Source organism: Thetidibacter halocola (genome assembly GCF_018224955.1).
In the GTDB taxonomy this organism is placed as follows: domain Bacteria; phylum Pseudomonadota; class Alphaproteobacteria; order Rhodobacterales; family Rhodobacteraceae; genus Thetidibacter; species Thetidibacter halocola.
Genome location: NZ_JAGTUU010000001.1, coordinates 77857 through 90725 on the forward strand (window position 1 = coordinate 77857; position 12869 = coordinate 90725).

Here is a 12869-nt window from a genome sequence, read left to right on the forward strand (position 1 = left end):
CGACACGATTTCGTGAAAATCCCGTGAAAGTGTAGCGATTTTGGGAAGGTCGGGAAAACCCGACTTCCTTTGCGTCACTTCGAATTGCATTATCGGGAAGTTCCGTGAGTGGTGGCGTTATGCCATGGAACACAGAGGTCGCAACCTGGAGGATTGATCCGGGCGCTGTGGCTTCTCCGGTGCAAGCCGGAGCCGGTGTCCGGGGCGCAATTGTCGCGTTTCGGCGCCGGCATCTTCGATCGGGACCCCCATCATCCCCAATGTCTCTGGGGGTCCCGATCCTTCCCCAGGGGAGCTCGTCCCCAAAAAAAGGAAGGAGCCGTCCTCTGGACGGCTCCTTTTCTTTTCCAGTCGGCAGGATCTCAGCCTTGGGCGGCCTTGGCCACTTCGGCCGCGAAATCCTCTTCCTTCTTCTCGATGCCCTCGCCCACCTGCATGCGGATGAAGCCGAGGATCTCGGCACCGGCCTCTTTTGCGGCCTGGGCCACGGTGATGTCCGGGTTGATCACGAATTGCTGGCCAGTCAGGGTGACTTCGGCAAGATACTTCTTCATCCGGCCCTCGATCATCTTTTCGATCACGGCCTCGGGCTTGCCCGATTCGCGCGCGATGTCGATCTGGACCTGGCGTTCCTTCTCGATCGCGGCCGGGTCGAGGTCGCCCTCGTTCAGCGCGGCCGGGCTTGCGGCGGCGACATGCATCGCAACCTGCTTGCCGAAGGCCTCGTCGCCGCCCTTCAGCGCGACCAGCACGCCGATCTGGCCCATGCCGTCGCCGGCGGCGTTGTGGACATAGGTCGCCACCACGTCGCCTTCGATCTTGGCCATGCGGCGCAGCGACATGTTCTCGCCGATCTTGGCGATCTTGTCCGTGATGACCTCGGAGACCGGCTTGCCACCGATCGGTGCTTCGGCCAGCGCCTCGACGCTGTCGACACCCAGCGCGGCGGTGGCGATGTCGGCCACCATGGTCTGGAATTCGGCATTCTTGGCGACGAAGTCGGTCTCGGCATTCACCTCGACGGCGACGCCAACACCACCCTCGACCTTGACGGCCACGAGACCCTCGGCGGCGGTGCGGCCGGCCTTCTTGGCGGCCTTTGCGAGGCCCTTGGTGCGCAGCCAGTCGATAGCGGCTTCCATGTCGCCATCGGTTTCAACCAGCGCCTTCTTGGCATCCATCATGCCTGCGCCGGTCATTTCGCGCAGTTCCTTCACCTGTGCGGCAGTGATCGCCATGATCTTGGCTCCCTCGATATGATAAAAAGTCCGGGCGAACCGGGATTCGGTCCGCCCGCTCTTGTCACGTGTCCATGTCGCCCTTGCGACAGGACGGTCAGGCTTCGCCGGGGGCGTCTGCCAGAGTTTCCTCGGCCGGCGCATCCTCGAGCGCGCCCAGGTCGACACCGGCGGCTTCCATCTGGCCGGTCATGCCGTCCAGGGCGGCGCGGCTGGCCAGGTCGCAATACATCGCGATGGCGCGGGCGGCGTCGTCATTGCCCGGAATGATGTAGTCCACGCCGTCCGGCGAACAGTTGCTGTCGACGATGGCGACGACTGGAATACCCAGCTTGTTCGCCTCGGCCACCGCCAGCGCCTCTTTCTTGACGTCGATGACGAACAGCATGTCCGGCAGACCGCCCATTTCACGGATGCCACCCAGCGAAGCCTGAAGCTTGGCCTGATCGCGTTCCATGTTCAGGCGCTCTTTCTTGGTGAGGCCCTCGGCACCACCTTCCATCTGCTCGTCGATCTGACGCAGGCGGCTGATCGACTGGGACACGGTCTGCCAGTTCGTCAGCGTGCCGCCCAGCCAGCGGTGGTTCATGTAATACTGCGCGCATTTCTCGGCGGCTTCGGCCACCGGCTGCTGCGCCTGGCGCTTGGTGCCGACGAACAGCACGCGGCCGCCCTTGGCGACGCAATCGCGGATCGCCTTCAGCGCCTGGTCCAGCATCGGGACGGTCTGCGTCAGGTCGAGAATGTGGATGCCGTTGCGCGCGCCGTAGATGAACTCGCCCATGCGGGGGTTCCAGCGCTGAGTCTGGTGGCCGAAGTGAACGCCAGCTTCAAGCAGCTGACGCATGGTGAACTCGGGAAGAGCCATGCCTTCTATCCTTTCCGGTTTCATGCCTCGGCGGGGGATCGGACCATTTCGGGCCAACCGGTGGACGCATCGGGATGTCTCCCCGAATACGCCCGCCCCCGCCTGCGGGGTTCGTGGACGCGTCCTTAGCCCTCATTTTCCGGATGCACAAGCCCCGGCATCGCGCCCCGGCCTCTTCTGGCCGGAAATATCCCAGGGGATTCGCGCGGCACGCGCGCCGGGGGCAGAGCCCCCTGCCCGGCTCAGGCCGCGGTCCAGCCGCCGTCGACCGCGATGGCCGTGCCGGTGATCTGCGCCGCCGCGTCCGAGCACAGGAACAGCACCGTTCCTGCCAGTTGCTCGACCGTGACGAATTCCTTGGAGGGCTGCTTGGCCAGGATGACCTTCTCGATGGCCTCGTCCTCCGATATGCCGTAGCGCTTGGCCGTGTCGGGGATCTGCGCCTCGACCAGCGGGGTCAGCACGTAGCCTGGGCAGACCGCGTTGCAGGTGATCGGCTCCTTCGCGGTCTCGAGACCCACGGTCTTGGTCATGCCGACCACGCCATGCTTGGCGGTGACATAGGCCGCCTTGAAGGGCGAGGCGCGCAACCCGTGCCCCGAGGCGATGTTGACGATCCGGCCCCAGCCAGCCTTGCGCATCATCGGCAGCGCCATGGCCGTGGTGTGAAAGACCGAGTTCATGTTGATCGCGATGATCGCGTCCCACTTGTCGGCGGGAAACTCGTCGATCGGCGCGACGTGCTGGATGCCGGCGTTGTTCACCAGGATGTCGCATGCGCCCGCCTGTGTGATCAGCGCGCGGCACTCTTCGGGCTTCGACATGTCGGCCTTGATGTAGCGCGCGGTGACGCCGTGGTCGGCGGCGATCCCGGCGGCCAGCGCGTGATCCTCGTCCCGGTCGGTGAAGGAATTGAGCACCACGTTGGCGCCAGCCTTGGCCAGTTCTCGCGCGATGCCCAGCCCGATGCCGGAGTTCGATCCCGTGATGACGGCGGTCTTGCCCTTGAGCGTCATGGCGCCCTCCTGATGCTGTGTCCGTGTCGGAGTAATGCTGCGGGCGCGAGAAAGTTCAACCGCGATCCGGCCTGCCGTGCAAACAGGCACAAAAAAAACCCCGGCCGAAGCCGGGGTTCAGTCATTGAGGCAGGTTTCATACAGGCAAGAAACCTATCGAGCAGTGCATCCTGTATAAGCGTTAATGCGCGCGAGTCCAAGCTAAAAGTTTGAAAAGGCGTGACAGCACCGATAGGCTCGGGCCTTAACGATACAAGGCCAAACAGGGATTGTTGCGCAAATGACAGGTGATTATTTCCACCGGGCGCGGACCGCCTGTGCAGCTGGCATGGCGGCGATTCTGCTGACCGCCGCAGCATGGGCAGAGCCGCAGCATGGCATCGCTATGTATGGCGACCCTGCACTGCCACCGGATTTTGTGTCCCTGCCCTATGCCAACCCCGATGCGCCCAAAGGTGGAAGGATCGTCACCGGCGAGGTCGGCAGTTTCGACAGTCTCAATCCCCACATCCTCAAGGGCAGCACGCCCTGGCAATTGCGCCTCATCGGCTACGAGTCCCTTATGGGCCGCAGCTGGGACGAACCCTTCACGCTTTATGGCCTGCTGGCCGAGTCGATCGAGGTCGGGCCGAATCGGGAATGGGCGGAATTCACCCTGCGGGAAGAGGCCCGATTCTCGGATGGCAGCCCCGTCACCGTCGAGGACGTGATGTGGAGCTACGAGATCCTCGGCACCGAGGGCCACCCGCGCTATCGCGGTGTCTGGGACAAGATCGACACCATGGAACAGACCGGGCCGCGCAGCATCCGCTTCACCTTCAACGCCGAGGACCGCGAACTGGCTCTGCTGGTGGGCATGCGACCGGTGATGAAAAAGGCGCAGTGGGACGGCCTCAGTTTCGCCGAGTCGGGCCTGGACGTGATCCCGATCGCCAGCGCGCCCTATGTCGTCACCGATTTCGAGGCAGGCCGTTTCGTCGAGCTCACGCGCAATCCCGACTACTGGGGCCGCGACCTGCCCTTCATGCGGGGCCAGGCCAACCTGGACACGATCCGGCTGGAATTCTTCGGCGACGGCACCGCCCAGTTCGAAGCCTTCAAGGCCGGGTTGCTGAATTCCAACCGCGAGTTCAATGCCGAGAAATGGGAGCGGCAATACGACTTCCCCGCCATAGCCGACGGGCGCATGGTGAAATCCGTGGTCCCGCACCAGCGTCCCACGGGCATGACCGGGTTTGTGATGAATTCGCGCAAGCCGCAATTCCGCGACTGGCGCGTGCGCGAGGCGCTGATCAACGCCTTCAACTTCGAATACATCAACGAGACGATGACCGGCTCGGCACAAAGCCGCATCACCTCGTATTTCTCGAACTCGGTCCTTGGCATGGGGCATGACCCGGCCGAGGGGCGCGTGCGCGAATTCCTTCTGCCCTATGCCGACGAACTGCCGCCCGGCGTGCTCGAAGGCTACAGCCTGCCGGTGGGCGACGGCACCGCGCGCAACCGCGCCAACCTGGCCCGCGCGATGGATCTTTTCGCCGAGGCAGGCTGGACCGTGCAGGACGGCGTGATGCAGAACGCGACCGGCCAGCCCTTTACCTTCGAGATCGTGCTTTCCAACGGCGCGACCGAGGAACAGACGATCATCGACATCTATGTCGAGGGGCTGAGACGGATCGGCATCACGCCCACCGTGACCGCCATCGACAGCGCCCAATACAAGGAACGCGAAAGCGCCTTCGATTTCGACATGACCTATTTCCGCCGTGGCCTGTCGCTGTCCCCGGGCAACGAGCAGTATCTCTACTGGGGTTGCGCTGCCGCCGAGACAGAGGGTTCACGGAACCTGATGGGCATGTGCTCGCACGCGGCCGAGGCGATGATCGACAAGCTGTTGAACGCCCGCAACCAGGAGGATTTCGTCGCCGCCGCCAAGGCGTTGGACCGGGTGCTGATGGCGGGTCGCTACGTGATCCCGATCTACGAATGGAACATCAGCCGCATCGCCCATGCGAAGGAACTGACCTTTCCCGACTACATTCCGATCTACGGCGACTGGATCGGCTGGCAGCCCGATGTCTGGTGGTGGCAGGAGTAGCGCCGCCCGGATCTTGGATCGAGCCGCTTTTTCTGATAGGAACCACAGCGACACGGCGGCGTGAGACCGCAGAGCAGACATGAGGCAAAGCATGAAACGGGTGGCATTCCCCCTTCTCCTGGCGATCGCGCTTGCCGGATGCGGCACGGTCGAGGGCATCGGCAACGACATCTCGTCGGGCGCACGCACGGTGCAAGGCTGGTTCTGAGGACTAAGACCTTTCGCCTAAAGACCCGCGCCCGCCGCATCCCCTATGCTGCAAGCAGGCGGGGAGAAGGGTGACGACCATGATCGAAAAGGCGCGCAACATCGGAACTGTCGGCGGCGGCGCGGCGCTGGTGGTCGACGACCATCCGTTGTTCTGCGACGCGCTGACCCTGACGCTGCAATCCATCGCCGATTTCGACGAGATCCGCAGTGCGGGCACGCTGGAAAAAGCGCTGGAGATCGTCGCGCAGGACGACCGGGTCGGTCTGATCGTGCTGGACCTGAACCTGCCCGACGTGAACGGGCTGGACGGGTTGGTGCGGCTGCGCAATGCCGCGCCCGCCGCCCCCATCCTGATCGCCTCGTCGATGGCCGACAACCGGATGATTTCCCACGCGCTCAAGGCCGGGGCCAACGGGTTCGTGCCGAAACACTCGCAGCGCTCAGTCTTCCGTCGCGCCTTCGAGGCGGTGCAGGCGGGACAGTCCTTTGTCCCGGACAACTACATCGAACCCTCGGGCGGTGGCGGCGACGACGCGCCGGGCGACGCGCTGGCGCGACTGGCCTCGCTAACCAACCAGCAGGCGCGCATCCTGCACCTGATCTGCGAGGGCAAGCTGAACAAGCAGATCGCGTATGACCTGTCCATCGCCGAGACCACGGTCAAGGCGCATGTCACCGCCATCATGCGCAAGCTCGGCGTCCAGAGCCGCACGCAGGCGGTGCTGATCGCGCAGGAGGCGCGCTTTGCGCGGGTCTTGCCAACCGACGCGTAAGGCTCTTAACCTGTCTTCAGCCATAGTGATGGGAAACGAAGGTGGACGGAGCGGGTCACGGCTCTGCCCGGGAGGAGACGGCTACCACGCATGGCACGCTGCGCATCGCGCAGGTCGATGCCCGGAGCCCCGATGCCGCCGCCCGGTTGCATCAGGCCTTGGGCAACGGCCCGTTCGCGCTTCTGTGCCTGTTCGCCTCACCGGATGCGGATTTTCCGGCGCTGATCGGCAGCGCGGGCACTCTTTTTGTCGGCATGCCGGTACTGGGCTGCACCACGGCGGGCGAACTGGGCGCGATGGGCTACGAGGAAGGCCAGATCATCGCGATTGCCTTTCCCGCAAACTTCTTTTCGGTGTCCACCTATGCCATCGAGGGCTTGCAGGAATTCGATCAGCAGGCCGAGATCGACCGGCTGATCCAGTCGCGCCTGGCCCTGGCAAGCCGGGCGCCCGACATGGCGTCGGAATTCGCCTTTCTGATGGTCGACGGCCTGTCGCTGCGCGAGGAACATCTGACCGCCGCGCTGGCCTCGGGACTGGGGCCGATGCCGCTGTTCGGTGGCTCGGCGGGCGACGGCACACGGTTCAAGGCGACCTGGCTGGCGCATGACGGTCGCGTCCTTCGGGATGCCGCGCTGGTCGCGCTGATCCGCTCGCGCTGCCCGGTCCGGGTGTTCAGCCTCGACCATCTCGTTCCGACCGAGACGCGCATGGTCGTGACCCGCGCCGATCCGGAACGCCGCCTGGTGCAGGAGATCAACGCCGAACCGGCCGCGCAGGAATACGCGCGCCTGCTCGGCAAGGACCCGAACCAGCTGTCACCCTTCATATTCGCCTCGCATCCGGTGGTCGTGCGCCTGGGCGACAGCCACCATGTCCGCGCCATCCAGCAGGTCGACGAGGACGGCGACCTGGTGTTCTTTTCGGCGATCAACGAGGGGATGGTTCTCACGCTGGCGCAGCACCAGGACATCTCGGCCCACCTTGAACAGGCCCTGTCGGCGCTGGAAGGCAAGGGCGCACCGGATCACGTCCTTGGCTGCGACTGCATCCTGCGGCGGATCGAGGCTGGGCAGATGCAGAAGACGCACGAGATCTCGGACATCCTGCGGCGCCACCGCGTCATCGGCTTTTCCACCTATGGCGAGCAGTTCGGCGCGCTGCATGTCAACCAGACGCTGACCGGCGTCGCCATCTATCCCCCCGAAGAGAGCTAGGCCATGTCCCTCGTCAATCCCTCGGACAGTCTCGAACGGCAGAACGAGAAGCTGATCAAGATCGCGGGGGCGCTGATGCGCCGGGTGGAATACGGCAGCGAGCAGAGCAGCGCCGCCTATGCCCAGTTCGAACGCGCCGCGCTGCTGGAACGCCGGGTGCGGGAACGCACGCGCGACCTCGAACGCACGCTGGACCTGCTGCACGAATCGAACGCCCAGCTTGGCCGCGCCAATGCCGAGGCCGAGACCGCGCGCTCCAACCTGGCCGACGCGATCGAGACCGTCTCCGAAGGGTTTGCCCTGTTCGACCCGCAGGATGTCATGGTGATGTGCAACTCGCGCTTTTGCCGCGATTTCCGCGATACCGCCAATGACCTGCGCCCTGGCCTGCCCTTTGCATCTTACGTCGATGAGGTCAGCCGGTCGCGTTTCCTGGCCCTGCCCGACGGCCAGACGCCCGAGGCCTGGGCCGCGCAGCGCATCCGGCGGCACCGGGATCGGAGGGTGATGTTCAACGTCCAGCTGGCGCATGACCGCTGGTTGCAGGTGTCCGAGCACCGCACCGGCAACGGCGGCACGGTGGTGGTGCAGACCGACGTGACAGACCTGGTCCGGCTGGAACGGCAGGAACGGGCGCGGCTGCGGGACAAGCAGACCCGCATGATCCGCGCTACGCTGGATCACCTCAACCAGGGTGTCTGCATTTTTGATGAACATGCCCGCCTGCTGGGCTGGAACGACAAGCTGGGCACGCTGTTCGGCCTGCCGGCGCGGCGCCTGCAACTGGGCGTCAGTTTCTTCGGCCTGCTCGACCGGCTCGACGAGGACGTGGTGTTCACCCGCGGCATCGACCGCGACGGGTTCACCCGCTGGGCACGGGCCGAGGGGCCGCGCGGCCCGGTCAGCTTCGAGATCCGCCGCGGCGGCGGTGCGGTGTTGCAGGTCTTTGGCCGCGGCATGCCCGACCGCGGCTTCGTGATCTCGGTGACCGATGTCACCACCGAACGCGAGGCCGCCGAGAAACTGGCGCAGCTGAACGAGATCCTCGAACAGCGCGTGATGGAACGGACGCTGGAACTGGAGGACGCGCTGTCGGCGGCCGAGCGTGCCAACGCGTCGAAATCACGGTTTGTCGCGGCAGCCAGCCACGACCTGCTGCAACCGCTTTCGGCGGCAAAGCTCTACATCGCCTCACTGAACGACCGCTGCGCCGGTGGCGACGACGGCGTGATCCTGTCCAAGGCGGAATCGGCCCTGACCAGCGCCGAGCAGATCATCGACGCGCTGCTGGACATCTCGAAACTGGACGGCGACGGGCTCAGCCTCGACATCCGGCGGGTCGCGCTGCGCGACATCTTCGCACCGCTGCGCGACGAGATGGAGGTGCTAGCCGCGCGCAAGGGGCTGGACCTGCGGTTCGTCCCATCGGACCTGATGGTGGAAAGCGATCCGGCCTACCTGCGCCGCATCCTCCAGAACCTGCTGGCCAACGCGGTGCGCTATACCGAGACGGGCCGCGTGCTTGTGGGCGTGCGGCGCAATGGCGGGTCGGCCCGGATCGAGGTCTGGGACACCGGGCCGGGCATCGCCGAAGAGGACCAGAACGCCATATTCGAGGAATTCCGCCGGCTCGACGCGACGCGAGGGACGTCCGAGGGGCTGGGCCTGGGCCTGGCCATTGTCGAACGCGCCTGCGCGCGTCTGGGTCATCCGCTGGGCCTGTGGTCGGAACCGGGACGCGGCAGCTGTTTCATGGTGAACGTTCCCATCGCGGGCCGGGCCGAACCCAACAGGCCGACGCTGGCGCGGCAATCGGCGCGGCCGGCGGGGCTCGCGCAATCCGGGTTGATCGCGCTTCTGGTGGAAAATGAACCCCAGATGCGCCGCGCCATGTCGGTGCTGATGGAAAGCTGGGGCGTCAGCGTGATCGAGGCCGAGGATGCGCCCGGCGCGCTGACGCTGCTTGACGATCTCCAGATCACGCCGGACGCTCTGGTGCTGGATTACCAGCTGGGCCCAGGCCCCAGCGGCCTGACGCTGTATCGCATGATCGAGGATCGGCTGGGCGCCCTGCCCTGCGTGATCGTCTCGGCCGACCGCTCTTCCGCGCTGCGGCAGGGGTGCAAGGATCTCGGCCTGGCACTTCTGGCGAAACCACTGGACAGGCACAAGCTGGCAGCCTTCCTGGAACGCGCGGCCGTGCTCATGGCGTGACGGGGCGCTCAGCCCTGGAACGCGCCGGACAGGTAATCGGCCATCCGGGCGCGCACGCCCTCGGGCCAGTGGCGCGGCCGGATCACGTCGAGATCGGACAGGACCAGCGTCAGCGCCATCTTGACCCGCGCCTCGCCGCCGCAAGTGGCCGCAAGGTCCAGGTCAATCGCACTGCGCCCGATCCGTTGCACGCTTAATCGCCAGACCAGGTGATCGCCGAGGCGCGAGGCCCTTGGATACTCGGCATCGCAGCGCACCACGGGCACGCTGGCGGACTCGCCTCCGATCATTCGGGCAAAAGACCAGTCCAGCGCCTCGTCGAACCAGCTTTCGACGACATGCATGGCCATTTCCGAGTATCGGGGAAAGTGAACGATTCCAGTTGCGTCACAGTGATGGCAGAGCACTTGCAGGTGCAGCTTGTAGATCGTCATGTGAAGTTCGGTCGCCCCTTTCCCGGCCTTTGAGCGAGGCCCGTTTTGGGAAATGGTTAAACACGCGACACCGACCCGGCAACAGGTTTTTCCCGCTTCAGGCCGCGACCTTGGGACTACATCATCCCCGGACAGCCGCTCGGCGGCCTCGGCAGGCCCAGTTGCTGCGGATTGACGATCAGGATCCAGCGCTCGGGATAGCCCGGTGCCTGGGTGCGTCGATAGGTGCAGCCCTCGGGCGTTGTCCGGTAGTCACCTGCAACCGGGCCCGGCGCCATGCCCTGCGCGTCGATGAAGGGCGGCGCCTGGGTAAAGGTGGTCCCGGGTGCCTCCTGCGGCGCCAGCGTGCCGGCAAGGCCGAGCGCGGCAAGGGTGACAAACGTCTGGAAAGCCATGAGAACTCCTGCGGTCGGGGGCGGGCACACGGCCCGGACGATGGCAGCCTCGCCGATGCGCGGCGCCGCGCCGGGGCACGGACATGGCGAAACCGGGGCGAAAGCGCCGGATTTGAACGATGGCTTCAGCGCGCGATGACGATATCGGCGCGCAGCCCGCCCATCGCGTCGCTTCGGCCCAACCGCAGCATGCCGCCATGCGCCCGCGCGATATCGGCGGCGATGGCGAGGCCCAGGCCCACGCCCGTGCCGCGATCCTGGTTGCGCGACGGGTCGAGCCGGGTGAAGGGGCGCAAGGCCTCGTCGCGGCGCTCGGCCGGGATGCCCGGGCCATCATCCTCGACCCGGATGCGCAGGGATTTCGGCGTCACCCGCACCGAGACGGTGCAGGTCTCGCCATAGCGCACGGCATTGCCGATCAGGTTCTCGACAGCCCGGCGCATGGCTGCGGGGCGCAGGGTCACGGTGCCGACGCCCTCGGCCTCGGCCAGCGTCACCGCCTGCCCGGCGCGCTGCGCATCGGCGACGATACCCTCGACCAGTGCCACCGGGTCGACCGCCTCGGCTTCGCCGGCCTGGACGTCGCCGCGGGCGAAGTCGAGGAAGGCGTCGATCAGGCGCTGCATGTCCTCGACATCGCGTTCCAGCGGTTCGCGGTCGGCGTCGTCCAGCAGTGACAGGCCCAGCCGCAACCGGGTCAGCGGCGTCCGCAGGTCGTGGCTGACCCCCGACAGCATCAGGGTGCGCTGCTCGATCTGCCGCTCGATCCGGGCGCGCATGTCGATAAAGGCATTGCCGGCCGCCCGCACCTCGACGGCGCCGCCGGGCGTGTAGGGCACGATGCGGCCCCGGCCAAAGGCCTCGGCGGCGCGGGCCAGCCGGGTGATCGGGCGCAGCTGGTTGCGCAGGTAGAGAAAGGCGATGACGGTCATCAAGCCGCCAAAGACCAGCATGTTGACGAAAAGCTGATGCGCATTGGTGGGCGACAGGCGCCGGCGCGACAGCTCGATGCGATAGAGCGTCTCGTCCTGGCGCAGGAAAAGGAGCGCATCGCGGTCGTCGGGCAACATAACCCGTTCGAGCCCGGGCAGCGCGGCACGCAGTGTGCGGGCGACGGTGATGCCGGTCAGGTCGAACCAGCGCCGCTGGTCGCGAGCGGGCAGGTCGGCCTCGGTGACGGGCACCACTGTCAGCAATAGCGAACCCGCCAGCCCGGGGTCGGGCGGCACGTCCTGCAGGATGGTCGAGACGGCGCGCGCCGTCTCGGCGCTGAGCTGGCGCGTGACGTCCTCGAAGTGGCGCTGGATGAAGACGATCGAGACCACCAGTTGCAGCGTGATGACAGGCAGCACGAGGATCAGCGCCGCCCGCCCGTAAAGCCCGCGCGGCATATAGCGTTTGAGCCAGTCAAAGGTCATGCGCTAAGCCTGTGTCGTTGTCGCAATCAGTAGAGGCCGCCCGTGACGGATCCGCAACCCGATTTCCGCCCCACTCCGGGCCTTGCCGAGACAGTCGGGCCAGGCATCCGGCGCATCCTGGCGCCGAACCCCTCGCCGATGACTTTTCGGGGCACAAACACTTATCTCGTGGGCACGGGCGAGGTCGCCGTGATCGATCCCGGCCCGGACGACCCGGCGCACCTCGCGGCGATCCTCGCTGCGCTGGAACCGGGGGAACGGGTGACGCATGTCCTTGTGACACACGCGCATCTCGATCATTCGCCGCTGGCCCGCCACCTGTCGGACCGCACCGGCGCGCCCGTGCTGGCCTTTGGCCCGGCAGAGGCCGGGCGCAGCCCGGTGATGGCGCGCTTGGCTGCCGAAGGGCTCGTGGGCGGCGGCGAAGGCGTGGACAGGGCTTTTGCGCCCGATATCTTGCTGGCGGACGGGGCACGCGTCGAGGGCGAAGGCTGGCGGCTCGAGGCGCTGCACCTGCCCGGCCACATGGCCAGCCACATGGGGTTCGCGCTGGACGGCGCGCTGTTCTCGGGCGACCTGGTGATGGGTTGGGCGACATCGCTGGTCTCGCCGCCCGACGGCGATCTCGGCGCCTTCATGGCCTCTCTCGACCGGCTGGCCGGGCGGCGCTGGACGGTGTTTCACCCGGGGCACGGTGCACCGGTAGCGGATCCCGCCGGGCGCGTGGAAGAGCTATCGGCGCACAGGCGCGGCCGGGCCCGGCAGATCGCCGAGGCGCTGGCCGACGGCCCGTCCGACCCCGCGGCGCTGGCCGCGCGGATCTACACCGACGTCTCCCCTGCCCTGCTGCCCGCCGCCGAACGCAACGTCCTCGCACATCTTATTGAAATGGTTGAGAAAGGATCAGCCCAAACCGAGGGTCCCCTGCACCGAGGTGCGCTCTTCTCGCTTACCTGAACCCGCATGCAGATTTTTCCGGATTTTGGCG

At 66.2% G+C, this 12869-nt stretch carries 12 protein-coding genes; 6 read left to right on the forward strand and 6 right to left on the reverse strand.

Annotation, left to right across the window (positions count from 1 at the left end; translation table 11 throughout):
* Positions 1-362: 362 nt before the first annotated feature.
* The 3 genes from tsf to KB874_RS00410 form a co-directional block, all read right to left on the reverse strand.
* Positions 363-1238, reverse strand: coding sequence for a translation elongation factor Ts (gene tsf, locus KB874_RS00400; protein ID WP_212534558.1), 876 nt, complete (start codon positions 1236-1238; stop codon positions 363-365).
* Positions 1239-1335: 97 nt separating this feature from the next.
* Complete coding sequence (gene rpsB / locus KB874_RS00405; RefSeq protein WP_212534559.1) at positions 1336-2106, reverse strand: 30S ribosomal protein S2; 771 nt, start codon at positions 2104-2106, stop codon at positions 1336-1338.
* A 242-nt stretch (positions 2107-2348) separates the two neighbouring features.
* Positions 2349-3122, reverse strand: coding sequence for a 3-hydroxybutyrate dehydrogenase (locus tag KB874_RS00410; protein WP_212534560.1), 774 nt, complete (start codon positions 3120-3122; stop codon positions 2349-2351).
* Between the two features lie 280 nt (positions 3123-3402).
* Here KB874_RS00410 and KB874_RS00415 point away from each other — a divergent pair, with 280 nt between their 5' ends.
* From KB874_RS00415 to KB874_RS00435, 5 genes are all read left to right on the forward strand, one after another.
* Entirely contained in the window at positions 3403-5220 is a 1818-nt protein-coding gene (locus KB874_RS00415; protein WP_212534561.1) for an extracellular solute-binding protein, read from the forward strand.
* Positions 5221-5311: 91 nt separating this feature from the next.
* Positions 5312-5428, forward strand: a complete 117-nt coding sequence (locus KB874_RS00420; RefSeq protein ID WP_212534562.1) for an entericidin EcnA/B family protein — start codon at positions 5312-5314, stop codon at positions 5426-5428.
* A 79-nt stretch (positions 5429-5507) separates the two neighbouring features.
* Positions 5508-6203 carry a response regulator gene (locus KB874_RS00425; protein ID WP_212535295.1) on the forward strand — a complete coding sequence of 232 codons (696 nt, stop codon included), beginning with the start codon at positions 5508-5510 and terminating at the stop codon, positions 6201-6203.
* Positions 6204-6244: 41 nt separating this feature from the next.
* Complete coding sequence (locus tag KB874_RS00430) at positions 6245-7420, forward strand: FIST N-terminal domain-containing protein (protein ID WP_346346492.1); 1176 nt, start codon at positions 6245-6247, stop codon at positions 7418-7420.
* A 3-nt stretch (positions 7421-7423) separates the two neighbouring features.
* Complete coding sequence (locus KB874_RS00435; protein ID WP_212534563.1) at positions 7424-9634, forward strand: PAS domain-containing hybrid sensor histidine kinase/response regulator; 2211 nt, start codon at positions 7424-7426, stop codon at positions 9632-9634.
* A gap of 8 nt (positions 9635-9642) precedes the next feature.
* On the opposite strand, the gene KB874_RS00440 is transcribed toward KB874_RS00435, so the two are convergent.
* From KB874_RS00440 to KB874_RS00450, 3 genes are all read right to left on the reverse strand, one after another.
* A complete protein-coding gene (locus KB874_RS00440; RefSeq protein WP_212534564.1) occupies positions 9643-10068 on the reverse strand; it encodes an acyl-CoA thioesterase in 426 nt (141 codons plus the stop codon).
* Between the two features lie 116 nt (positions 10069-10184).
* A complete protein-coding gene (locus tag KB874_RS00445) occupies positions 10185-10463 on the reverse strand; it encodes a hypothetical protein (protein WP_212534565.1) in 279 nt (92 codons plus the stop codon).
* Positions 10464-10588: 125 nt separating this feature from the next.
* Positions 10589-11881 (reverse strand): ATP-binding protein, encoded by a 1293-nt coding sequence (locus KB874_RS00450; RefSeq protein ID WP_212534566.1) that lies wholly within the window; start codon positions 11879-11881, stop codon positions 10589-10591.
* A 42-nt stretch (positions 11882-11923) separates the two neighbouring features.
* Here KB874_RS00450 and KB874_RS00455 point away from each other — a divergent pair, with 42 nt between their 5' ends.
* A complete protein-coding gene (locus KB874_RS00455) occupies positions 11924-12838 on the forward strand; it encodes an MBL fold metallo-hydrolase (RefSeq protein ID WP_212534567.1) in 915 nt (304 codons plus the stop codon).
* Positions 12839-12869 lie beyond the last annotated feature (31 nt).

What these genes read in the sequence shown, in the direction of transcription:
- rpsB (WP_212534559.1), bottom strand. Translation starts at nt 2,106, where the DNA reads ATGGCTCTTCCCGAGTTCACCATGCGTCAGCTGCTTGAAGCTGGCGTT.
- KB874_RS00420 (WP_212534562.1), top strand. Translation starts at nt 5,312, where the DNA reads ATGAAACGGGTGGCATTCCCCCTTCTCCTGGCGATCGCGCTTGCCGGA.
- KB874_RS00440 (WP_212534564.1), bottom strand. Translation starts at nt 10,068, where the DNA reads ATGACGATCTACAAGCTGCACCTGCAAGTGCTCTGCCATCACTGTGAC.
- KB874_RS00410 (WP_212534560.1), bottom strand. Translation starts at nt 3,122, where the DNA reads ATGACGCTCAAGGGCAAGACCGCCGTCATCACGGGATCGAACTCCGGC.
- KB874_RS00425 (WP_212535295.1), top strand. Translation starts at nt 5,508, where the DNA reads ATGATCGAAAAGGCGCGCAACATCGGAACTGTCGGCGGCGGCGCGGCG.
- KB874_RS00445 (WP_212534565.1), bottom strand. Translation starts at nt 10,463, where the DNA reads ATGGCTTTCCAGACGTTTGTCACCCTTGCCGCGCTCGGCCTTGCCGGC.
- KB874_RS00435 (WP_212534563.1), top strand. Translation starts at nt 7,424, where the DNA reads ATGTCCCTCGTCAATCCCTCGGACAGTCTCGAACGGCAGAACGAGAAG.
- KB874_RS00415 (WP_212534561.1), top strand. Translation starts at nt 3,403, where the DNA reads ATGACAGGTGATTATTTCCACCGGGCGCGGACCGCCTGTGCAGCTGGC.
- tsf (WP_212534558.1), bottom strand. Translation starts at nt 1,238, where the DNA reads ATGGCGATCACTGCCGCACAGGTGAAGGAACTGCGCGAAATGACCGGC.
- KB874_RS00450 (WP_212534566.1), bottom strand. Translation starts at nt 11,881, where the DNA reads ATGACCTTTGACTGGCTCAAACGCTATATGCCGCGCGGGCTTTACGGG.